Source organism: Halalkalibacter oceani, from assembly GCF_023715705.1.
Lineage (GTDB): Bacteria > Bacillota > Bacilli > Bacillales > Bacillaceae_D > Halalkalibacter > Halalkalibacter oceani_A.
Genome location: NZ_JAMBOS010000009.1, coordinates 74,235 through 97,429 on the forward strand (window position 1 = coordinate 74,235; position 23,195 = coordinate 97,429).

Sequence of the window (23,195 nt, forward strand, 5' to 3'; positions counted from 1 at the left end):
CATATGAAAATAGTGAAACGGCATTCTTATGTTAGAAAGACGTATTTTATAAGTAAGCGTTTAAGGTTTTACCCCGTAGAAAATCACTCTGCTCATCGTTTCAATATTCGGATAGCCGCTCTGTTTATACAGCTCGACAACATGCTCGCGGTTGTACGGTACGCGATTAAGGTGAAGGCGGTGTCTGCCTTCCTCGATTTCGACGAGTAAATACGAAGCGAGTGGATGACCGTCAAACGGCATGCCGACACTGCCTGTGTTGACAATGTTTTTTCCATGCATTGAGCGGATGAACGGCTGGTGAATATGACCGTACACATACAGGTCAGCTTCGTCCCGGCTCATGATCGTTTCTTCAATTCGCTCTGTCTGATCAGGCAGTACCGGTTCAAACAGACTGGTCGGTGTCGCATGAAACGCATGAACGATTAGATCGAGGTCATTCACGACAAGCTCGGTTGGTAAATCGCGTAAATAAGCTAAATCATCTTCACTTAAACGATTTAGCGTCCACTCACGCTCTTTTCCCATAATTTCCAGCGCTTCATCAGGCACCTCACCCTGCTGAATGCCGCGCACTACCCATTCATCCGCGTTTCCTTTAATCACGTCTGCATCAAGACTGCGGATCATATCGAGGACCCGCTTTGGCTCCGGCCCGCGAAAGCAAAGGTCACCAAGGACGCATATCCGATCAACCTGATGCTGGTTTATATCTCTGAATACCGCTTCGAGAGCTGTTGCATTTCCATGAATATCAGATAAAAAAGCTATTCTCATTTAAAAACCTCCCTTTTTTCTCCATTATACCAGACAACCTCTTTTAAGCGTTATTTCAATTTGATTAAAAAGTAGGAGAAGGAAGTAAATGGTGTAAAAAATTCGAGCAAAAGGCTGAAATAGCCGCGGCAATGCCTACTCATTGGCACAGAGGAAAATCATATGATAAGATCAAGGAAAGAGGAAGAAAGTGATAGGAGGTCTGTTTTTTTATGTATATTACATCGATTGAACCAACACCAAGTCCGAATACGATGAAGCTGACGTTAAGTGAAAGCCTTGAAGGCAGCACAAGAAACAGCTATTCTGACAAAAATAAGGACCAAGCGCCCCCATACATACAAGCGCTGTTTGAAATAGAAGGTGTGAAGAGCGTTTACCATGTCGCTGATTTCATCGCAATTGACCGGCACCCGAAGGTCGATTGGAAGGCGATTTTACCAGAGGTGAGGGCCGTTTTTGGCGAAGACAGCGCAGATCAGAAGGAAAAAGAGAGTGGAATCGATGAGCATTTTGGCGAAATCAATGTTTTCGTCCAAACCTTTAAAGGAATTCCGATGCAAATCAAAGTGAGTGACGGGGAGCAGGAAAAGCGAGAAGGACTGCCGGAGCGTTTTCAGAAGGCTGTCGCAGACGCGCAAAATCCCGATGACAACGTCGTGATGGAACGGAAATGGGTCGAAAAAGGAGTCCGTTACGGTGATCTGGACGATGTTGCGAAGGAAGTGGCCGAGGAAATCGCTGCCGCCTACCCGGCTGAGCGGCTCCGTGCGTTGATCGCATTGGCCAATGGCAGTGAATCAGAAGTCCAGGCTGCCCAGGCGGAGCGCTTTATCGAGGTGACCGAGGAGATGCTTGACCACGAGGACTGGCGTGAACGCTATGCCGTACTGGAGCGCCTTGATCCGAAGGAAAAAGATATCCCGGTGCTGAAAAAAGCGTTGCAGGACGAAAAAGCTTCGATCAGACGGTTGGCGACTGTTTATTTTGGAATGATTGAAACAGAAAAAGTACTTCCGTATCTCTATCAGGCATTGAAGGATTCGTCTGTCACGGTCAGACGGACAGCGGGGGACTGTTTGTCCGATCTCGGCTATCCGGCAGCGATTCCTGCTATGATTGAAGCATTGCAGGATAAAAATAAATTAGTGCGCTGGCGCGCGGCGATGTTTTTATATGAAGTCGGTGATAAACAGGCGATTGACGCCTTAAGGCAGGCGGAAAGCGATCCTGAATTTGAGGTTGCTCTTCAGGCGAGAATGGCGCTGGCCCGGATTGAAGGCGGGGAAGAGGCAAAAGGCTCTGTCTGGAAGCAGATGACAGAGTCACGGAAAGCAGAGCAGTAGAAAGGGGAGACGGATGTGACAAAGGAAGAAGTAATTGAAGCATTAAAGAGCAGACAGATGGAGGAAATGCTGGAATTGGTCGAAGATGCCGAAAACGGTTATTTGCAGGAACTGGAGCTTGTTGAATCAATCGGTCTCGTGTATGACCGTAAGTTAAATGAGGCGTTGATCGGCGTATTGGAAGAGCTTGGCGTGACGATGATCTATGTGAAAGAAGAAGGAGAAAACGATTGATATTGGAAGATGAAAGCAGATTGCGTCCTGAACCTTCAAAGTCCTTATCGAGAAAAGCTCTTCCAGCTTGGCGCCTGCAAGCTTTTGTTGAAAGCCTGTTTGTAGCACTTGTGCCAATTGCTTATGGTGTGCTGCTCTATTTTTTTCAGTTTCCTTTCTGGATTCTTTGGGGACTGATCGGCTGTTATTTGCTCTATCTTTTCCTATTTGTTTACCTGCTTCCTCCGCTACGCTGGAAAAGATGGCGCTATGATGTGCTGGCAGAAGAGATCGATTTAAAGCATGGCGTATTTATCGTGAAGCGCACATTGATACCGATGAGCCGGGTCCAGCATGTCGATACGGAGCAAGGACCGCTCTTACGCCGTTATCAGCTTGCCGCTGTTTCGATTTCAACGGCGGCGACGGTTCATCGGATTCCATCCTTGACGATTGAGGTTGCTGATGAACTTCGCGACCGGATCGCACAGCTGGCGGCGGTGGCAGAAGATGAATAGTTTGCGGCGTTTGCATGTCGCGGCGATTTTTGTGTCCTTTTTGCAGGCGTTAAGAAGTTTCCTCGTTCCTTTACTAATTTCGCTCTTTATCGGCGGCACCCAATCATCCGGCGGCTTTTTCCGGATGGAATATGTTTGGATAGCGATCATTGCCTTGAGCTTTATTGCCGGAGTCGTTCACTGGATCTTCTTCCGCTATCGCTTTGAGGATGGCGAGCTCTACATTCAAAAAGGGATGTTTGTCCGCAAAAAGCGCTATATTCAGCAGCAGCGTGTTCAAAGCATTGATATTACAGCGGGGCTGCTGCAACGGATTTTTGGGCTCGTTAAGTTGAAAATCGAAACAGCCGGTGGCGGCCTGGAGCCTGAAATTCAGCTTATCGCGATTAGCAGGGAAGAAGCTGAAGAGATCAGAAGTAAACTGTTAAACAAAACAAGCCAGGAAGCAGCCCGGGAAAACGATGAACGAGAAGAGGAAGGGAAACCCGAATTGACGTGGAAGCTGAAGCCGAACCGCCTTGTTATCGCTGCGCTCACGTCAAGTGGAATCGGTTTGACTCTCTCAGCCGTAATCGCTTTATTCAGCCAGGTCGAGCAATTTATTCCTGATGCTTATTACGAACAGGTCATGGGTCTTGTGAGCCGGACACAACTTTCGGCGATTGCGGTAGTGATTGTGATTATTTTATTGCTTTCCTGGTTCTTGTCTTTTTTAGGAACGGTGTTGAAGTACGGGCATTTTACGATTGAGACGTATCCGAATGAGATCGTCATTTCCCGTGGACTGCTTGAAAAACGGCAGTTGACGATTCATCCTGATCGTGTGACTGCGGTGCGTATCGTCCGCAATATTTTCCGCCAGCCGTTCGGCTTTGCGACCGTGTATGTGGAAAGTGCAGGCGGGGGGACGAAGGACGAGCAGCTTTCGACTGTCCTTATTCCGATTGCCCGAAATAATGAGATTGAAGCACTGCTGGCCGATGTGCTTCCCCGTTATGCTCATCCGGTCAAGCTCGAAGGGGCACCGCGGCGGGCGCTTCTGCGTTTTTGTTTTCCATTTGTGATCGTTCCTCTGCTGCTTGCGCTCGCAGTCGGCTTTTTTTGGAATCCGTATGGCTATTATGGCTTGTTGCTCGCCCTGCTCGGAACGGGGCTTGGCTACTTACAATACAGGGATGCGGGGGCAGGGGTTGACGGACCGTTTATAGCGGTCCGCTTCCGCAAACTGAGCCAGGTCCACATTATCTCATTCAAGCCGAAAATCCAGGCAGCGGAAACGAGGGTATCACCGTTACAGAGAAGGAAGGAATTAAGCAGCTTCCGCTTCTCTGTTTTATCAAGTGTCGTTGGAAAATCGTTTACCGTGCCACATTTGGATGAGCGCCAGGTCGGGCAGTTGCTGCAATGGTTTTCAGCTGAAAAAAGAGCTTAGGGAAAGATTGCGTTATCTTTCCCTAAGCTCTCATAAGCCGCATGCGTCGCCCTCGACATTATGAAAAGCCTCTAGCGAAGCAGATTGCTTTGGTAGAGGCTTTTCGTTGAACGAAGCCAATTGTTATGGTGATTGGCGTTCTGATTGCCCGGCTCTTTTTTAGCGTGAAAATTCGTTCGTGTACGTTACAATCGAGCGTTTTCCCTGCTCGGTTGTAAATTCAAAGCGGTCATAAATTTCGTCGTTTTTCTGATTGTGCAGCTTGCGGTCAAAATGGTGCTGGACCATGATGATTCCCTGGCTTCCACGATAAGTCAGGAAGTTAACGCCCTGGAAGGACGTGCGGCCTTCCGACAGCAGGAATTGCGTGAGAAGCGCATTATGACAGTCGACAAGATGGTCATGAGAAACACCAAATGATTGCAGGCTTTTTTCAAGTGACTGAAGGGCGCCAGGTTCAAGCTCTTTCTGGAAAATGACATACGGATCAAATTGTTTTTTGTCGATCGTAAAGATGGTTCCTTCCTTTGGGGAAAAGCGGACGCCATCGTTGGAAATAAAAGTTCCGTTCTCTTCATAATGACCTGTACAGGTTTCATTGTTTTCGTTTATCCATTGTAATTCAAATGGACATTCCTCAAGCGCAAGTGCCTCTTTTCGTTCGTCAAGCAGGAGATACATACCATTTTCAAAATGGAAGGTATAGGAGATTACGTCGTCCTTTTTGTCTTCCGTTTCTTCCACCTGTGCTTCCGCTGGCAGGGAAATGCCGTGAACACCAAGAAACTGCTCTAAAGCTTTCTGCTTATGATCGAGGCTTTTCTTTTGCTCGGTCAGCTCCTGCAGGCGCCGGATGGCGGCGTCCTCAATGCTTTGCTGAAAAGAGCCGGAAACCGCTTCCGGTGCAAGGCTCAATTTCGAGCCGATGCATTCCACGACATCACGATCCTTATATTTTAACGGAAGCAGGGTGATCCCGTCCTTCTCAGGAAAGAAGGAAGGTAGTTCGACAACGGCTTGAATCTGAACCGTGCCACGCCATGTTTTTCGAGGCGGAGCCATGACATCCTCCAGCATGCCGAGGTAGCTTCCGCCTTGGCCTTCATCAATGATTACTGCTTTCCCTATATGGTTCTGTGCTTGTTTACGATCCATGAAAACCCTCACTTCTACATCTCAGTTTCACAGCTGTACCGCTTTCTTCTTTTACACTGTGCAGCCGTTTGCTATTCATATTATAGACAAGAGCGGCGCCATTTCGCAAGTAAAGAGGGAATTTGTCTTCATTCGTCACATTTTTTTCTTAATTGACTCTTATCCTTGCGATGGCCTTTCGTAGCGGAGCGACTGGAGCTTGAGCAAATAATCCATCCGCTCGACCCGCAGGCGCTCCAAACGCTCCGTGTAATCAATCAAAGTTAATTCCATTTTCGAGAGCGCGACAAAAACCTTCTCCTTCTGTTCAAGCTGGTGTTTCACTGATAAGGAAAGGAAGGTGTGCAGCAGCGAAGGGATATCTTCGCGGAACATACGACGTACCGTATGGCGCTCCTCAAAATCAAGCAATTCAAAGTCGTCCTGAATTTTATGAGCTTGATGAACGAGCCGTTCGAGCCGATTTTCGATTGTCGGATCTACGGTAAATTGCTTGACCGTGTCAATATAGCGCTTTGCCTCCTCGACAAGCAGTGCAACATCTGTCCCGGTCGCGGTTTTTAAAAGCTGCTGCTGGTTGGCAAGGATCGCCTGCGAGGTGGTCCCGGGTGTCACCTGCTCATTGGCAAAGGCTAAATCAAGGTGATGTATACGGTAAAATAAGGTGTGCAGCACCGGTGATTCACGCACCGAACGGGTCTGAACCCTTCCGTCCTTCATGTAGCGGATCGAAGCTTCCTTGCACACGCCGACCCCGTCCTTCGCCTTCATATATTTACGAAAACAGATGATGGTGATTCTTTTTTTGATTGGCGCAGGAGAGTGCTTCAGATCAAACATCATCACGGTAATAAACGTATGATTGACTTTGACTTTAATCGTCCATTCCTTTGTTTTGCGGCGAATCGTTCTCTTTTTATTTGAAGGCGGGGCATTTTGCGTCATCCGCATCAGCAACTCTTCCGTATCTTCAATTAACTTTCTTGTTGTCCGATCACGCAGAATGTGTTCATCGACAGGTTTCTTATGTGATGGAGTAAAAAAATCCTGGATTTTCGTCATCCATGAAGCTTGCATGTCAAGCCTCCCTCCATACGTTGTTATTGTAGCAGCTTTGTTTGCATTTCCTTATTGAGTGTATCGAGCTCCTGGATAAAGGCTTTGCCTGATTCAACAATCCGCTCATTCGACTGCTCGGTCATCTCGATCGCTTCAAACACATTTTGATAGGCTTTACGGAAGGACTCGATCGCAATCGCCGGCTCTTCCAATGTTTTTAATGTGTCGGCTGTATTTTGCTTTAACAGCTCGGCGTTTGAGAGCAGCATCGATTCTGTTGCTTCATTAACATTTTTCACAGCCTTGATCACCTTTTGCTGGTTCGAAAGGGCGAGCTGAATCGAAGCCGAAACGGTAATGACATTTTTCGTCATCGTAATCGCATTAAAAATCGCTTCCTCCAGCTTGTCGTTATTCTCGACAATCAAATCAACAGAGGCCAGGGATTGCTGCAGCACCATGACCGCCTGGGACATATTTTTCATTCGCGTCACGACTTTCAGCTGTCCTTTTTTGATTTCATTTGGATTATCCGCCCAGCGCTCAGAAGTCATTTCCGCTTCGAGCATATCGTGAAGCTGCTGGCCATATTCAATCTGCTTGTTTAAGTTGGCGATCCGTTCTTTCGCAACGTCCTTTAACTGGTGCAGCATCAGCGTGTCTTCCTGCAGCTTGTCCTTGCCGCTCAGAAGGCCGTCGATAATATTTTCGACCTGGGCTTCAACCGTTTTATATTTGCGAGCATATTGTTCAACTGGATTGCGGCGCAGCACTTTATTAAGCCATTTTTTCGCCTGGCTCTCCTGCAGGTGGGTAGGTTCAAGCTGACTGACCGTTTCCTTAAGCTGCAGCAGCTGATTTGGCAATTGGTTCGACTGATCCTGCATCATCGTTTTGACCGGGCGCTTTAAAGCTTCGAGCGACTCACCGGCTTGGCGCTGCTCCTCCTCGCCCAATTTATCCAATCCTTCTAAAATTTTGGAAAGGTCCTTCTCCTCCGGCAGTGACTGCTCATTATTATCGAGTATTTGATTCTTATTTTCTTCCATGAAAATCCTCCTCCGACGTCGCGAAATAAAAGATATTGTTATCTATATTTACGGAAAAAAACTGAATTCGTTTCAATTTTTGTAGAAAGCTGTCATTTCTATTATGATGGATTTTAAATAGGAACACAATCATCCTGCAGACGGATGTAGGGAAAAATTTAACTTGGGCGGGTCCGGCGATAAAATCCTGCTAATTTAATAGGTAAGGAAACGAAACGATAAAAAGGAAAAAGGAGAGATGAGAGATGTGTCTGCTGCTACTGGCAATTAACCAGCATCGGGATTATCCGCTGATTTTCTGCGGCAACAGAGATGAATTTTACGACCGTCCTACCGCGGATGCCAGCTATTGGGGGGAGGACGGTCAATTTTTTGGCGGAAGAGATTTAGAAAAAGGCGGAACATGGCTCGGTCTGTCACGTTCGGGACGGTTCGCTGCTGTGACGAATGTCAGGGAAGCGGGCGCGCAGACAAGCGCTGGCCCTGAATCAAGAGGGAAGATTGTCACCGGCTTTTTACGTTCGACGGTCAGCGGTTCTGAGTATTCACGGCAGCTGCTTCAGCAGAGCGCGCTTTATCAAGGCTATAATGCGGTCTTCGGCGTTGGAAATGAGTTGTATTACACGTCTAATCGGGCGAAAGAAAGCGGACAATTACCGGATGGCATTCATCTGCTGAGTAACGCGTCGTTGAACACACCGTGGCCGAAAACAGAACAATTAAAGACGTCGATCACCGCGTTGCTTAAGGAAACCAGCCAACCGGTTGACCGTTGGCTCGAAGCGATATTCGACTGTCTCCGGGATGACCGTCCTTACCCGGACGAATTGCTGCCTGAAACCGGAGTGGAGATTGAGTGGGAGCGGCGACTGTCACCGATCTTCATTAAAGGAGAAACGTACGGGACGAGAGCCTCGACGATCGTGCTGATGAACAACTTGGGCGAGTTTCGCTTTCTTGAGCAGACGTATGGACCATTTGGACGAAAAAAGAGCCGGACGGATAAGCAGATTTTTAGCCGGAATCCAGAGAGATAGTGGCACGACTGCTAACAAATATTCGTTAATAAACAAATGTCCATACCCAATACACTTTTATAAAAAAGTGATTGACGAAAACGAAAAGTGAATTTTTATACAGTAGTATGATGATTATATACGAATGTGTAAATATGACAATTTTAAGGCGGAATTTTTTTTAATATCGCTAGATCACAGTAAAGTAACCGCTTTCAAATCACAATCACAAAAAGTTTAATTTGCCGAAATGTCAGAAAAATGATATGATCCTGTATATTAGCTCAGTAGTTTTTGGGGAGAGTTGATGAATTTTTACTTTTTTAAGGAAGGTTGATGCCAATGCGGAACGCACAATACCCGAAGAAACAAGGCCTTTATGACCCGCAATTTGAGCATGACAATTGCGGTATTGGCTTTTTAGCACATATGAAGGGGCAAAAGTCACACCAGGTTGTTCAGGATGCGCTTCAGATTCTTCGGAATTTAGAACATCGTGGCGGACAAGGTGATGAAGTGAATACAGGTGATGGAGCAGGGATGCTTTTGCAGCTGCCACACCGTTTCTTTGAAAAAGTTTGTTCGGTAGAAGGGGTTACTCTTCCTAACATAGGTGAGTATGGAGTTGGGATGCTGTTTTTGCCACAGGATGAAGAAGCACGGGAGAAGTGCGAACAGGGCCTGGAAGATCTGATAAAAGAAGAGAAGATGGAACTTCTTGGCTGGCGCACTGTACCTGTTGATGATTCTATGCTTGGTAATGCGGCAAAAGCAGCGATGCCATTTATCCGGCAGCTTTTTGTCACACACAATGAAGCTGGCATGAGCGAGCTTGATTTTGAGCGCAAGCTTTATGTGCTGCGCAAACGGGCGGAGCATGAGCTTTCCTCCCATGTTCCTGAACAGGAGTCCTTTTATTTTGCCAGTCTTTCAAGCAGGACGATTGTTTATAAAGGGATGCTGACGACGGAGCAGGTTGATCAGTTCTATCTCGATATGACCGATCCGGATTTTGAAACAGCGATCGCGCTTGTTCATTCGAGATTCAGTACGAATACGTTTCCAAGCTGGGAGCGGGCTCATCCAAACCGCTATATGATTCATAACGGTGAGATCAATACAGTAAAAGGAAATGTCAACTGGATGCACGCCAGGGAGGCGGTCTTTAAATCAGACGTATTTGGCGACAATATTGCGAAAATTCATCCGATCGTCGATCAGGACGGTTCTGATTCAGCAATGTTTGATAATACGCTTGAATTTCTGTCGCTTGCTGGCCGATCAATGGCTCACTCAGCGATGATGATGATTCCAGAGCCTTGGCAAAATGATAAGCATATGAGTGCCGAGAAAAAGGCGTTCTATCAATTTCACAGCTGCCTAATGGAGCCGTGGGACGGACCGACCGCAATCGTGTTTACGGACGGGAAGCAAATCGGCGCCTGTCTGGACCGGAATGGTCTTAGACCATCGCGCTATTACGTGACAAAGGACGACTATATCGTCATGTCCTCCGAGGTCGGAGTGCTTGATATTGATCCGGCAAACGTGCTTTACAAAGAAAGATTACACCCTGGACATATGCTGCTTGTTGACACAGAAGAGGGAAGAATTATTCCTGATGAAGAAATCAAGCATCAAATTGCGACTGAGCAGCCATACGGGGAATGGGTCGATGAGCATTTAATCCAGCTTGAGGATGTGCTGGAAACAGCCCATGTTGAAAATACAGACTTTAAAGCGTTGAGCTCACGTCAGCTGGCGTTTGGTTATACCTATGAAGAAATTTCCAAAGTGATCAAGCCGATGGTGGTGGAAGGCGTCGATCCGATCGGTTCAATGGGATATGACTCGCCATTAGCCGTTTTGTCGAAGAAGCCTCAGCTTTTGTATAACTATTTCAAACAGTTATTCGCGCAAGTTACGAACCCGCCGATTGATGCGATTCGTGAAGAAGTTGTCACGGCTATGGGTACAACGATCGGGGCGGAGCGCAATTTGCTTGCACCTGAGCCGCTCAGCTGCCGCCATATTCACCTGCCATATCCGATCCTTGATAATGAGGAGCTGGCAAAGCTGCGCCACAACAAAATGGATGGCTTTACATCGATTACGCTGCCTATTTTGTTCGATGTCAATGAAGGGGAAGACCAGCTGGAACATGCACTCGACTCCTTGTTTGCAAAGGCCGATCAAGCGATTGAAGATGGTCACACCCTGCTTATTTTGAGCGACCGCGGCCTTAACGAAAAGCAGGCGGCAATGCCTGCACTGCTCGCTGTTTCCGGCCTGCATCATCATTTGATCCGTCAAGGAACGCGGACAAAGGTTAGTATTTTAGTAGAATCAGGTGAACCGCGAGAAGTTCATCACTTCGCGGTCCTGCTTGGATACGGGGCGGAAGCGATTAATCCGTATCTTGTGTTTGATTCGGTCGATCACTTAATTCACGAAGGACTGCTTGACGATATTTCCTATGTTGAAGCAGTGAATAAATATATTAAAGCTGCCGCAAAAGGGATCATGAAGGTCCTTTCAAAGATGGGGATTTCAACGATTCAAAGTTACCGCGGTGCGCAAATTTTTGAGGCTGTCGGCATTCACGAATCGGTTGTTGACCGTTATTTCACATGGACAACGACGCGCATCGGCGGCGTTGATCTGGCGATGATCGAAAAAGAAGTGCTGGCCCGTCATAAACGCGCTTACTCTGAACAAGAGGGCGTAGACCGCGCCTTAGATCCAGGTGATGATTTGCAATGGCGTCGCAATGGGGATCCGCATCAGTACAATCCTCATACGATCCATATGCTGCAGCATGCCTGCCGTCAAAATAACTATGATTTATTTAAAAAGTATTCACAAGCGATCAATGAGCAGACGAAGGAGCAAACGACGCTTCGTGGACTGCTGAAGTTCAAGGAAGGCCGCACGCCAATTCCGATTGATGAGGTTGAGTCGATCGAAGAGATTGTCAAACGCTTCCGCACAGGAGCGATGTCTTTCGGTTCAATTTCACAGGAAGCGCATGAAACGCTGGCGATTGCGATGAATCGACTCGGGGCCAGAAGTAACACCGGTGAAGGCGGTGAAGACCCTGCGCGATTTACACCGGATGAAAATGGCGATTTGCGCCGCAGTGCGATTAAACAGGTCGCTTCCGGCCGTTTTGGGGTCACAAGCCACTATCTGGTCAATGCCGATGAAATTCAAATTAAAGTCGCCCAAGGGGCAAAGCCGGGTGAAGGTGGTCAGCTACCTGGGAACAAAGTTTATCCATGGGTAGCGGAAGTCCGCGGCTCAACGCCGGGTGTCGGACTGATTTCCCCACCTCCTCATCATGATATTTACTCGATTGAGGATTTGGCGGAGTTAATTCATGATTTGAAAAATGCCAACCCGACAGCGAAAGTCAGCGTCAAGCTTGTAGCAGGTACCGGTGTCGGAACAATTGCTGCCGGTGTGGCCAAAGGCCGTGCCGATGGCGTAATCATTAGCGGCTACGACGGAGGAACAGGAGCAGCGGCGAGAACGAGTATTAAGCATACCGGCCTTCCTTGGGAAATCGGTTTGGCGGAAACGCATCAGACGCTTGTACTCAATAACCTGCGCGACCGGATTACTGTTGAAACCGACGGAAAGCTGATGACAGGACGAGATGTTGTCGTTGCGGCGCTGCTCGGTGCTGAAGAATTTGCCTTCTCAACCGCTCCGCTTGTCGTTCTTGGTTGTATCATCATGCGCGTTTGTCATTTAGATACATGCCCGGTCGGGATTGCGACTCAAAATCCTGAGCTCCGTAAGAAATATATGGGCGAACCTGACCACGTCGTCAACTTCATGCGTTTTATCGCCCAGGAGATTCGCGAGCTGATGGCTGAGCTTGGCTTCCGCAAGATTGATGAGCTGATCGGACGGACTGACCTTCTCGAAATGAACCGTGAGATCGAGAATGAAAAGGCGAAGCAGGTTGATTTGTCGAGTCTTCTTTATCAGCCGAAGCCGGAGGAGCAGGAGCGTAATTACTGCACGAAATCTCAGGATCACCAGCTTGAGCTTTCGCTTGACAGCCGTGAGCTGATGGCTGCGAGCCAGCCTGCGCTTGAACGCGGTGAAAAGGTGAGCGGCTCATTTAAAATTTATAATGTTGATCGTGTTGTCGGGACGATGGTCGGCAGTGAGATCAGCAAACGATACGGTGCAGCGGGTCTGGCTGATGATACGATTACGTTTGATTTCAAAGGCTCTGCCGGACAAAGCTTCGGTGCCTTTATTCCAAAAGGAATGACTTTGCGTCTTGAAGGAGATGCAAATGACTATACAGGTAAGGGACTTTCCGGCGGAAAGATTGTCGTATTCCCGCCGCAGGAGTCAACATTCAAGGCGGAAGAGAATATTTTGATTGGAAATACGTCCTTCTATGGAGCGACCAGCGGTGAAGCGTATATTCGCGGTATTGCCGGGGAGCGTTTCGCTGTACGGAATTCGGGCGCGATGGTTGTCGTGGAAGGGGTCGGTGACCATGGGCTTGAATACATGACCGGTGGTGTCGTCGTCAATCTCGGGACAGTCGGCAAAAACTTTGCCGCAGGGATGTCCGGCGGTTTGGCGTTCGTGCTTGATGAGGACGGTCGTTTCGCCTCTAAGTGTAACAAAGAAATGGTGCTGCTCGAAGATGTCGTTGAGCAGAAGGATATTGAGCAGCTTAGACAATTGCTTGAAAACCATGTTGCGTATACGAACAGTGAACGCGCAGCGGCGGTGCTTAAAGACTGGAATACGTATTTACCGAAGTTCACAAAGGTAATTCCGAAAGATTACAAGCGGATGCTGGCGGCGATTGAGCGCGTCAAGCAGGAAGGCCTTAGCGGCGTTGATGCCGTCATGGTCGCCTTTGATGAAAACAAAAGTGATAAATCGCGTGTAGGCGGAAAATAAAAAGGCAGTTGCGGGATGAGTAGAGCCATAAGTAGAAAGCGCGGATAGCAGACTACGGCCTGCCTCATCTTTGCATGCCCGCTTCCCCTTTTAGGAAAGAAAGGATGGAAGTAGACAGACAAGGATTGGAGTGAATGCGATGGGGAAGCCAACTGGATTTATGGAGTATAAGAGAGAAACAACAAAAAAGCGTGATCCGTTTGAGCGGACGAAAAGCTGGCAGGAGTTTCATATTTTAATGCCTGAACCAGTGTTACGTCAGCAGGGTGCTCGTTGTATGGATTGCGGGGTACCTTTTTGTCAGACAGGCACGACGATGGACGGATCAGGTGAAATCGGCTGTCCGGTATATAATCTGATACCGGAATGGAATGATTTGGTTTATCGCGGAAAATGGAAGGAAGCATTGGAGCGTCTGCATAAGACGAATAATTTTCCTGAATTTACAGGGCGTGTCTGCCCGGCACCTTGTGAGGGTTCCTGTACCGTCGCCATTTCCGATGATGCGGTTTCGATTAAAAGCATTGAGTTTCATATCGTTGAACGCGGATTCCAGGAAGGCTGGATCGTACCGCAACCACCGGCGAAACGCACCGGAAAAACGGTTGCTGTCGTTGGTTCCGGCCCGGCTGGTTTAGCTGCAGCTGCTCAATTAAATAAAGCTGGTCATACAGTGACGGTTTTTGAACGTGAGGACCGGATTGGCGGCTTGCTGACATACGGTATTCCGGATGTGAAGCTTGCCTACCATGTCGTTGAACGCCGCGTCAAAATTCTTGAAGAGGAAGGCGTTATTTTCAAGGCGAACGTCGAAATTGGCAAGGATATACCGGCTGCCCAGCTGAAAAACGATTTCGATGCTGTTCTGCTATGTACGGGGGCGACGAAGCCGCGTGATGTGGAAGTAGAAGGCCGCGAGCTGAAAGGAATTCATTTTGCGATGGATTTTCTTACGGCAAATACGAAGAGCCTGCTTAACTCCAACCACCAGGATCACAATTACATTTCAGCGGAAGGAAAAAATGTGATTGTGATCGGCGGCGGAGATACCGGAGTCGATTGTATTACGACATCAGTTCGTCATGGGGCAAAGTCCATTACGCAATTTGATATTAATAAGCAGAAGCCGGGTGTCCGTGATGAGGAGAAAAATCCTTGGCCGCTGTTTCCGATCGTGCATCAAGTCGAGGATGGACAAAAGGAAGCACAGGCGGTATACGGCCGTGACCCACGAAGCTATCAGGTTAGCACGACAAAGTTTGTCGGTGATGAACATGGCAACGTAAAGGAATTGCACACGATTGATGTTGAAACGAAAATTGATGAGAACGGCCGGAAGACACGGACGCCGATTCCAGGGACGGAAAAAGTATGGCCGGCTGACTTAGTATTGCTCGCTGTTGGCTTTACCGGTCCCGAAGAGCGGATCATTGAAGAGCTTTCGCTTGCTACAACCGCGCGCCAAACCATTGAGGCCGCCTATGGCAAGTATGCAACGAGTGTTGACGGTGTATTTGCCGCCGGTGATAATCGTCGCGGGCAAAGCCTCGTCGTCTGGGCGATCCATGAAGGAAGAGAAGCAGCAAGAGAATGCGATCGTTATTTGATGGGAAGTTCCAATTTACCATAAGATGTTATAAGCTTGTAACGATTTTGTAATAGCCTTTTTCATTGTTTCATGCGAAAATGAAAATAGAGAGAAAATTGTAAACAATGAAAGGGCGACTCATGATGTTTCCATGGATGAAGCGTGGCATCGTCATATCATCGGCCTTGTTGACACTTGGAATGTTTGTTCCTGTCGATTTTGTTCGGGAGGCGCATGCAGACGAGCCGCAAAGGGCGCTGGATGAGAATAACGATAATCCACTCATTTATAAAGTTGATCAGGATAATTATGATTTATTTCATGAAGTACTTCCGGCGAAAACCGATCACTATATTCATCGTAATATTACGTCGGCGGATGTGCTTCAGCAATATTTTGTAAGACAAGCTTACGAGCAAAGTCTGAATAAGTTCGGTACGGCGATTTCGCAACGGATCAGCAAGCCGTTTGAAGAGGAAATACTGCCGCGATTGACGACAGGGCTAATCGATACGGCGAAGACATTTTCGGAAGAGGACTGGAAGCATGTGAAGCTTTCGGTTCAGCCTGCCGCGGGACTGGGAGAGAAGATTGTTCATCTGTATAACGATGAGAGCGGAGCGGATTATTTTCGCTTCCATGTTCGCCGTGACCAGCCGCCGAAGCAAGGCTACTTCTTTAATTTTCATTATCACACGTATCTCGATCAATATGAGCGACATCATGAATTAGGAACAATTTACTGGGGGAAGGACATGCCCCCTCAGTGGAACGGGGAAGACCGCGTCTGAATGGATGCGGTCTTTTGTCTATGCGGATGAGCAGTTGAGGTCTGGTCACGTACTTGACGGTTTTTCCTCTCTTTACATGGCAGAACGTGGAGAACAGGAAGAACGATGACAAATGCTGGCTAACCATGATAGAATGAAGATAATTATAGAGAACGACAGATAAAAAGAAAGTATATGTGATTTGGAGTGGAGCAGATGGCTAGACAAATATGGTTGCTTTTACCTGCCGCGTTGCTTTTTGTCACGATTTGGACGCTCGTGATTCTCCAGTTTCAACAAGCGGATCAATCAAAAGGGTCCGCGGAGGATGTCATCGTTGCGGAAAAAGGAGAAGCGGTCGATCAAAGAAATGAACAAATACGGACGGATGTTGTTGAAGAAGGAGCGAATCCCGATACGGATGCAAGGGACGCTGACGAAGATGGCGTTTCAGAAGAGGGAACAATCAATTTGACGGAGTTTGATTTCAATGATATTTCCACTCCGGCTGGTGTACCGATTGACGTGATTTTATCAAAGCTTCACCTTGATTGACTTGTTCATCATTTTTTCGCAAATCAGGCTCTACCTAGAGGATGATATTTGGTAGGATAAAGGGGAGTATCATGTCTGAACAAATGAGGGGGATTTGCGTGGATGCACAAGTAGAAAGAAAAGCGAGACCGGCGTGGCTGAAGTGGATCTTGCGGATCGTTCTAAGCTACGTCGCCTTACTTGCCATTATTTTATCAATTACGATCATCGTTATTTTAGTTACCTTTGGTTTAATCGTCATTGATGCCTTTACTCACTCTACGTCATTGGAGGAATTTTCAACAAAGTATTTAGTACCGGTGTCCGAATTTATGTGGCGAGCCTTTACATGGCTCATTCCAGGGTTGTAATGACACAGGAATTGGTCATTATTTTAACGGTAATTGGTTTCTTTCTGTTGACAGGCATTTTTGGCATGTTCGGGATTTATAGTATTTTTCAGCAAAAAAAGAAGCGGGCGTTGTGGAGCTTTGGAATTGGATTTATGATGATTGTCGCGTACTTACTCGTAATGTTTGGCGGTGGGTTTGTCATTAGATAAGGGGGAGATCAGCAGTGGAACGTCATTATGTCCGGGCCGTTTACAAAACAGGGGTTTATCTCGCTGAATTGCTTGAAGAGCAGCCGGATCATCAGCGGGCTCTCGTAAAAGTGGCGGCGGTGTTGAAACATCCGATGCAGGGGGACCTGCATCAGCCAAAGGAAGCGGATGTGCCGCTTTTTCACCAGCGTAAAGCGCTGGCTGAATTCGAAAAAACGTGGGTTCCGCTCTCGTCGATGAAGCCGTACGAAGGGGAAATTCCTTCCTATCAAGAATCTTTGAAAGCGGCGTTTGAAAAAGAGCTGGCTAATTGTCAACAACTGGACAGTGAGTGGGCGAGAAAATGTGAAGAAAAGCTGAAGGAATGCGCAAAAGAGTACGGTTGGTGAGAGCCTCCCGTATTTTTTTGCGCGCGGTTCTATTCAATACCATAAAGCCATAAACGGGTGCTTAAGTCGAGCAGAAATAAATCATCGGCGTCATCGAGCGAACAGCCTGTTAAGCTTTCAATTTTGCGTAGACGATAGAGCAGCGACTGTCGGTGCAGGTTGAGCTCACGAGCTGTCTGGCTGACATTTTGCCGGTTGCGGTGATACGCCGTAAACGTATGAAGCAGATCAATTTGTCTTTCCTCGCTATAGCGTAGCAGGGCGGTTAAGACCGATTCTGTAATCTCCACCAGCTCTTTGTTTTGATAAATGCTTTCGAGAATCCGGTCAACCTTGGTGTCCGAGAACGTCGACACCGAAGGGACACCATTGCGCTTGCGGCCGATCTCCAGCGCCCGTTTCGCTTCTGTGTAGCTTGTATGGAAGCAGGAATAGCCGTACTGCTTGGCGATTCCCCAGGACAGTGTGAGGGAGGGATAAAGCAGTTGCAGCCGTTCTGTAAATTTCCTGATATAGACCAGCGCCTGTGAGCTCGCCGGTTCATATGTGACTTCAAGAAAAATAATCAATTCCTGTTGCTGATAGGTGACCATCGATTTCAGCGCCAGCGATTTGGCGATACTTTCTGCCTCTTCCTCCATATAGCGGATGCATTCATGAAGCCAGTGATCGAAGGAAATCGTCACGTGGCTCGCCGCGCGGAATGACTGTTCGACCTGCTCGGCTTTGGCAACAAGAGCGAGATAAGGCAGATTAATTTGATAGCCGAGTGATTTCGCCCGTGAAAGCATCGCTTCCTTCGTCGCAATCGCGCCGCGCGACAATTCCCAAACGAAGTCATCACGCAGCCGCCACTCCGTTTCCTTTGCCGCTTGTTCGTGAAAGAAGTGGATCGCTACGGCTGTGGCGACATGCTCAAGCAGGCTGACCCACTCCTCATGCTCTTCTTCACTGAATGGCTCCTCGCCAAAGCCGCCAACGACGATGTAGCCTTGAATCGCCGCCCCGGAATGAATCGTTAGCTGCAGCGCGTAACCATCCTCATAGGCGAGCCAATCAAAGCCGCTGTTCACATGCTGATAGATCCCGTCATCCTCCAGTTGTTTGTGAAGAAAGATGAGCCATTTCTCTTGAAGATCTGGATGAGCGTCTTTCGATTTACCGAGAATCACGCCTCTTTTATCCGCAATCAAAATATCACAGGACAGCGTATTGGCAACATGCACGGCTACCGTATCAAGCGATTGTCCGGACAGAATATAGTGCAACAAGGACTTTCGTAAGGTCTCGATTTTTTCCAAATTGTCCCGTTTTCGCTGATGAATTCTGGCAAATACCGCTTCGAGAATGTCGGAAAAACGAACCTCCCAGTCGACTGTCAGCAAGATGAACTGCTTTTTCTGCGCGAGGTCGATTACTGAAGCGGGAATTTGCTTGACATAAGGTCCTAAAGCGACAGCGAGTGCTGCTGCTTCTGAGGCGATCACTTCGGCTACGAATTGATAGAAGCTGTCTGCATCACGGCAGGAAACGCCGGAAGTAAGCACGAATTCATCTTTCCTTACAAACGATTCAACTGGCGTTTCGATTACGGATACTCCTTGCACAACGGTTACTCCCATTTTCTCTGTACCGGAGCAGAGCATAGAATTTTGAAAGTATGGCAAATTGTAAACCTCTTGCATCGTTATCCCCATCCGCTTCACGCCTCCTATCATCTGAGTCAGCTTCCGTTTTTCCTATTGTATAAGATGTAAGGAACTACGGACAATCTATCTTTCCTCCTCTTCTACAGCCTATTGCCAAAACTAGATGAAAATTATCGATGATCTTCATACAATTTGATCAATGTTTTTTCTGATTATTCAGAGTAAGATGAAACTACTACTGGTAAAGGGGTGGTTTCGTGGGAGCTTATGAAGGAATGAACAAGGCAACGCAGGTCGTCTGGTCGGGGGAGAAGAACTACTTGGCCCATGGAGCAACGCAGGTTCCGGTTGTTCATAGTGTAGCGTACGGCTACAACGACATTGATGAATGGTATGAAGTGGCGATTGGAAAACGGGCGGGTCATATTTACGGGCGCAATACGAATCCAACCGTCCAGGCCTTTGAGGAGAAAGTGAGAGAACTGGAAGGGGCAGAAGCGGCAACGAGCTGTTCAACCGGAATGGCGGCGATCTCCAATGCACTTTTAACCGTATTGAGACCGGGCGACCGTCTCGTCTCGATCAAGGACACGTACGGGGGGACGAATAAAATCTTTTCCGAATTTCTGCCCCAGCTGCAAATCGAGGTCGTGCTTGTTGAAACGGGGAATCATGAACAGATGGAAGCGGAGATCGAGAAAGGCTGCAAGCTCGTCTATTTGGAAACACCGACAAATCCAACCGTAAAAATAACGGACATACGGCGGATTGTGGATGCAGCCAAACAGGCGGGAGCACTCGTTTTCGTCGATAATACATTCGCGACACCGATTAATCAAAATCCACTGTCGCTCGGTGCAGATCTTGTGATTCACAGTGCGACAAAATTTCTTGGCGGTCATGCCGACGCGCTTGGCGGTGTCGTTTGCGGGGAACGGCAGCTCGTCGAAGCGATTTATCATTACCGTGAAATAAACGGAGCATCTCTTGATCCGATGGCGGCTTACCTTTTGCTACGCGGAATGAAAACATTAAAGCTACGCGTTGAAAAGCAGCAGGAGAACGCCCTCGCGGTAGCCCATTATTTAAGCGAACACGAAAAAGTCGAGCGCGTCTTTTATCCAGGCCTTCCCACGCATCCGCATCATCAGATTGCTAAGGAACAGATGAGCGGCTTCGGCGGGATGCTGAGCTTTGCCTTAAAAGGAGAGCTGGAAGCAGTCAGACAGTTCCTGCCGCAGCTTAAGATCGCGCACCGTGCTGCTAATCTGGGCGCGGTGGAAACAACCGTAGGACCGGCGCGGACGACAAGTCATGTCGAGAACACGCCGGAAGAACGCGCGGCACTTGGTATTCCGGAAGGTCTTGTCCGTTATTCAGCGGGAATCGAGGATCAGGCTGACTTACTGGCGGATCTGAGGCAGGCTCTTGAGTCTGTGAACGTCACATGACATCAGCTGAACAGTTAATCATGTGGCGCCGTCATCTCCATCGCTATCCTGAGCTCAGCTTTGCCGAGCATAAAACGACGGCTTATATCGTTGAGCAATTAGCCGGCCTGCCCGGAGTGACGCTTCACACCGGCAAGGAAGCAATCGGGCTTGAGACCGGTGTTCTGGCCACAGTTGGAAGCGGCGAAGCGCCGGTCGTTGGCTTGCGCGCTGATATTGACGCCCTGCCGGTTGAGGAGAAGACAGGCGCTGAGTATCAGTCTGCCCATCCTGGTATTATGCATGCCTGTGGGCATGATGGACATACAGCGATGCTGCTCGGCGCGGTTCAGCGCTTAAGTGAATGGCGCCAAAATGGTACGCTTAAAGGCACGGTCAAATGCCTCTTTCAGCCGGCGGAAGAAACAAGCGACGAGCAGGGTTTGACCGGTGCCCAGCATGTCATGGCATCAGGAATTCTGAACGACGTCTCGGCAATGATCGCCCTGCACCTTGACCCGGAGCTTCCCTATAAGCAGATCAAGCTTTGTTCGGGAATCGTGATGGCGAATGTTGACTCGTTTTCCATCATGATCAGCGGGACGGGTGGCCACGGAGCCTATCCGGAACAGGCAGTTGATCCGATCTGGCTGACGTCGCTAATTCTCCCTGGTTTATATGGGATTCCAGCGCGGAAAATAGCCGCGTTGGAGCCGGCGGTGTTAAGTATCGGTCGCTTAGAAGCCGGTGGCTCGGCGAATGTCATTCCGTCGCAGGTCAGGATTAATGGAACGATCCGCACCTACTCAAGCGCAGCGAGAACGCAAATGGAAGCCGCGCTGCGCCATGTGCTGGAAAGCATAACACCATATGGGGGAAGCTGTCAGCTTTCGATTGAGCACGGTGAACCTGCCTTAAGAAATGCTCCGGAGATCGTCAAGCTGCTCGAGGAAACAGCACGTTCGGTAGAACCGGATATCGTGATTCACAGGCGGCCGTACGGCATGGGGAGCGAGGATTTTAGTCATCTGGCAGCCCATTGTCCGGGGGCGATGCTGTTTTTAGGTGCGGCTCTTCCGCAGCGGACGGCGCTTCACCAACCCACATTTGATTTTAATGAAGAAGCGCTGGAGCTTGGAACGGGCATTCTCACCGAAGCGGCGCTTCGCCTGTTAATCTATAAATCGTTGCCTGAAAAATGACAGCGGGAGGATTTGGCACAGCATAAATCAGCAAAGAAAAAGGAGGGTGGAGCAATTGTTCCCGTTAACAGAATATAAGCAAAGGCTTGAAAAGGTAAAAAGTAGAATGGTTGATGTCGGCATTGACGTGCTCCTGATTTCCAATCCCTCAAACATGTACTATGTAAGTCATTATGCGGCATGGAGCTTCTATGTCCATCAGATGATGATCGTGACACTGGACGATGACCAGCCGCTTTGGATCGGGAGGCAAATGGATGCAGGGGGTGTGGCAAAGACGACATGGCTTGATGAGCAGCATATTATTACGTACCCGGATTATTACGTCCAGTCGACAGAAAGACACCCGATTGATTTTATCGCCAACATTTTAACGGAAATCGGCCAGGGAAGTCGTGTCATTGGAGTCGAGATGGATGCCCATTACTTTACCGGTTTGAGCTATGAGAGGCTAAAGCACGGCTTGCCGAACGCAAAGCTGAAGGATATGTCGAGTCTTGTTAATGGCGTCCGGTTAATCAAATCGGAGCAGGAAATCGCCTATATGAGAAGAGCGGCGAAGATCGTGGAGAAGGCGATGAATGCCGCATACGACACTGTCGCCCCCGGAGTGAGGGAGTGTGATGTCGCCGCTGCGATCTCGCATGCGCAAATTCAAGGAACGGCTGAGTTTGGCGGGGATTATCCGTCGATTGCGCCGATGCTGCCGACGAATGAGAAGACGGGCTGCCCGCACCTGACCTGGACGGAGCGACGCTACAAGGAAGGGGACTTTTTAACCCTTGAAATCGCTGGAGTCTATCAGCGCTACCACACACCAATGGCAAGAACGATGGCAGTCGGCCGCGCGCCACAGCATGTAACGGAATTGGCCGCTGTCGTTCAGGAAGGGATTGAAGCTACTCTCGCTGCAATTAAGCCGGGGATGCCCGCCGAGGAAGTCGAACAGATGTGGCGGCAAACGATCGGAAAATACGGCTTTCATAAAAGCTCACGCCTCGGCTATTCAGTCGGGCTAAGCTTCCCGCCGGACTGGGGCGAGCATACAGTCAGTTTTCGCCCGGGAGATCGGACCGTTCTCCAGCCGAATATGACCTTTCATTTAATGCCGGGCTTATGGTACGACGACTATGGAGTTGAAATCACGGAAACGATTCGCATCACCGAAAGTGGCGTGGAGACAATGACAAATTTCCCAAGAGATTTATACGAAAAACCGGTCATCTCGATCATTCCAGACGAACATACGTCATAAATGCCAGAAGGGGAAAGCACTTGAGACGGAGGGCTGGGTAAAAGGGAAAATCAACCTTTTGCCCAGCTCCATTCTTTTTTAGCGAGAGAACGGTACAGCAGGTGGTCAGAGGCCGTACTCGTCAAAACGCTATGGTGTGAAACCGGCTCACAATAGCTTGAAAAGGAAGGTCTGCTCATTGAGCAAAGGCTGGTAAAAGGGAAAAAACAACTTTTTCCTCCCGCCACTCGAAGAAAGCGCTTTCTACAAATTTTGGAAAAAAAGTCGTAGCTAAGGTGAAGGGGCAGTGGTAAGATGAGAGGTAGACAAA

General features: G+C 48.5%; 20 protein-coding genes. 15 read left to right on the forward strand and 5 right to left on the reverse strand.

The genetic code is table 11. The annotated features are described in order from the left end of the window. Positions 1-60 precede the first annotated feature (60 nt). The gene (locus M3212_RS10880) at positions 61-780 is read right to left on the reverse strand and encodes a metallophosphoesterase family protein (protein ID WP_251193994.1); all 720 of its coding nucleotides are present in this window, start codon (positions 778-780) and stop codon (positions 61-63) included. A 212-nt stretch (positions 781-992) separates the two neighbouring features. Between M3212_RS10880 and M3212_RS10885 the strand changes: the two genes are divergently transcribed. Genes M3212_RS10885 through M3212_RS10900 form a run of 4 tightly spaced genes read left to right on the forward strand, consistent with a single transcriptional unit; the run spans position 993 to position 4,289 of the window. Beyond that, the gene (locus tag M3212_RS10885; protein ID WP_251193995.1) at positions 993-2,126 is read left to right on the forward strand and encodes a conserved virulence factor C family protein; all 1,134 of its coding nucleotides are present in this window, start codon (positions 993-995) and stop codon (positions 2,124-2,126) included. Between the two features lie 15 nt (positions 2,127-2,141). Next, complete coding sequence (locus M3212_RS10890) at positions 2,142-2,360, forward strand: hypothetical protein (RefSeq protein ID WP_251193996.1); 219 nt, start codon at positions 2,142-2,144, stop codon at positions 2,358-2,360. Between the two features lie 20 nt (positions 2,361-2,380). Further along, positions 2,381-2,857: a PH domain-containing protein gene (locus M3212_RS10895; protein WP_251194057.1), complete on the forward strand. Its 477-nt coding sequence runs from the start codon at positions 2,381-2,383 to the stop codon at positions 2,855-2,857. Continuing rightward, complete coding sequence (locus M3212_RS10900) at positions 2,850-4,289, forward strand: PH domain-containing protein (RefSeq protein ID WP_251193997.1); 1,440 nt, start codon at positions 2,850-2,852, stop codon at positions 4,287-4,289. The genes M3212_RS10895 and M3212_RS10900 overlap by 8 nt, the downstream gene beginning before the upstream one ends. A gap of 159 nt (positions 4,290-4,448) precedes the next feature. Here the strand turns inward: M3212_RS10900 and M3212_RS10905 are convergent, their stop codons facing one another. The 3 genes from M3212_RS10905 to M3212_RS10915 all read right to left on the reverse strand — a co-directional run bounded on the left by M3212_RS10905 (position 4,449) and on the right by M3212_RS10915 (position 7,552). Continuing rightward, the gene (locus M3212_RS10905) at positions 4,449-5,444 is read right to left on the reverse strand and encodes a DUF2777 family protein (protein WP_251193998.1); all 996 of its coding nucleotides are present in this window, start codon (positions 5,442-5,444) and stop codon (positions 4,449-4,451) included. 159 nt (positions 5,445-5,603) lie between these two features. After that, the gene (locus M3212_RS10910; RefSeq protein ID WP_251193999.1) at positions 5,604-6,521 is read right to left on the reverse strand and encodes a hypothetical protein; all 918 of its coding nucleotides are present in this window, start codon (positions 6,519-6,521) and stop codon (positions 5,604-5,606) included. Positions 6,522-6,544: 23 nt separating this feature from the next. Continuing rightward, on the reverse strand, positions 6,545-7,552 hold the full coding sequence (locus tag M3212_RS10915) for a toxic anion resistance protein (protein WP_251194000.1): 1,008 nt from the start codon (positions 7,550-7,552) through the stop codon (positions 6,545-6,547). Positions 7,553-7,797: 245 nt separating this feature from the next. Here M3212_RS10915 and M3212_RS10920 point away from each other — a divergent pair, with 245 nt between their 5' ends. The 8 genes from M3212_RS10920 (at position 7,798) to M3212_RS10955 (ending at position 17,349) form a co-directional block, all read left to right on the forward strand. Then, a complete protein-coding gene (locus tag M3212_RS10920; RefSeq protein ID WP_251194001.1) occupies positions 7,798-8,589 on the forward strand; it encodes an NRDE family protein in 792 nt (263 codons plus the stop codon). Positions 8,590-8,910: 321 nt separating this feature from the next. Beyond that, a complete protein-coding gene (gene gltB, locus M3212_RS10925; protein ID WP_251194002.1) occupies positions 8,911-13,506 on the forward strand; it encodes a glutamate synthase large subunit in 4,596 nt (1,531 codons plus the stop codon). 139 nt (positions 13,507-13,645) lie between these two features. Beyond that, complete coding sequence (locus tag M3212_RS10930) at positions 13,646-15,136, forward strand: glutamate synthase subunit beta (protein WP_251194003.1); 1,491 nt, start codon at positions 13,646-13,648, stop codon at positions 15,134-15,136. Positions 15,137-15,237: 101 nt separating this feature from the next. Continuing rightward, positions 15,238-15,885 carry a YpjP family protein gene (locus M3212_RS10935; RefSeq protein WP_251194004.1) on the forward strand — a complete coding sequence of 216 codons (648 nt, stop codon included), beginning with the start codon at positions 15,238-15,240 and terminating at the stop codon, positions 15,883-15,885. A 195-nt stretch (positions 15,886-16,080) separates the two neighbouring features. Then, the gene (locus M3212_RS10940) at positions 16,081-16,419 is read left to right on the forward strand and encodes a hypothetical protein (protein ID WP_251194005.1); all 339 of its coding nucleotides are present in this window, start codon (positions 16,081-16,083) and stop codon (positions 16,417-16,419) included. A 98-nt stretch (positions 16,420-16,517) separates the two neighbouring features. Continuing rightward, complete coding sequence (locus M3212_RS10945) at positions 16,518-16,769, forward strand: hypothetical protein (RefSeq protein WP_251194006.1); 252 nt, start codon at positions 16,518-16,520, stop codon at positions 16,767-16,769. Next, a complete protein-coding gene (locus M3212_RS10950) occupies positions 16,769-16,960 on the forward strand; it encodes a hypothetical protein (protein ID WP_251194007.1) in 192 nt (63 codons plus the stop codon). Before M3212_RS10945 ends, M3212_RS10950 begins: the two co-directional genes overlap by 1 nt. 14 nt (positions 16,961-16,974) lie before the next feature. Continuing rightward, complete coding sequence (locus M3212_RS10955) at positions 16,975-17,349, forward strand: kinase-associated lipoprotein B (protein WP_251194008.1); 375 nt, start codon at positions 16,975-16,977, stop codon at positions 17,347-17,349. Positions 17,350-17,378: 29 nt separating this feature from the next. Here M3212_RS10955 and M3212_RS10960 read toward each other — a convergent pair whose 3' ends face one another. Continuing rightward, positions 17,379-19,046 (reverse strand): PucR family transcriptional regulator, encoded by a 1,668-nt coding sequence (locus tag M3212_RS10960; protein WP_251194009.1) that lies wholly within the window; start codon positions 19,044-19,046, stop codon positions 17,379-17,381. Between the two features lie 227 nt (positions 19,047-19,273). Between M3212_RS10960 and M3212_RS10965 the strand changes: the two genes are divergently transcribed. The 3 genes from M3212_RS10965 to M3212_RS10975 are packed head-to-tail and all read left to right on the forward strand — an operon-like array spanning position 19,274 to position 22,885. Further along, positions 19,274-20,449, forward strand: a complete 1,176-nt coding sequence (locus tag M3212_RS10965) for a cystathionine gamma-synthase family protein (protein WP_251194010.1) — start codon at positions 19,274-19,276, stop codon at positions 20,447-20,449. Further along, positions 20,446-21,630, forward strand: a complete 1,185-nt coding sequence (locus M3212_RS10970) for a M20 metallopeptidase family protein (RefSeq protein WP_251194011.1) — start codon at positions 20,446-20,448, stop codon at positions 21,628-21,630. The genes M3212_RS10965 and M3212_RS10970 overlap by 4 nt, the downstream gene beginning before the upstream one ends. 55 nt (positions 21,631-21,685) lie before the next feature. Beyond that, positions 21,686-22,885, forward strand: coding sequence for a M24 family metallopeptidase (locus M3212_RS10975; protein WP_251194058.1), 1,200 nt, complete (start codon positions 21,686-21,688; stop codon positions 22,883-22,885). Positions 22,886-23,195: the final 310 nt, after the last annotated feature.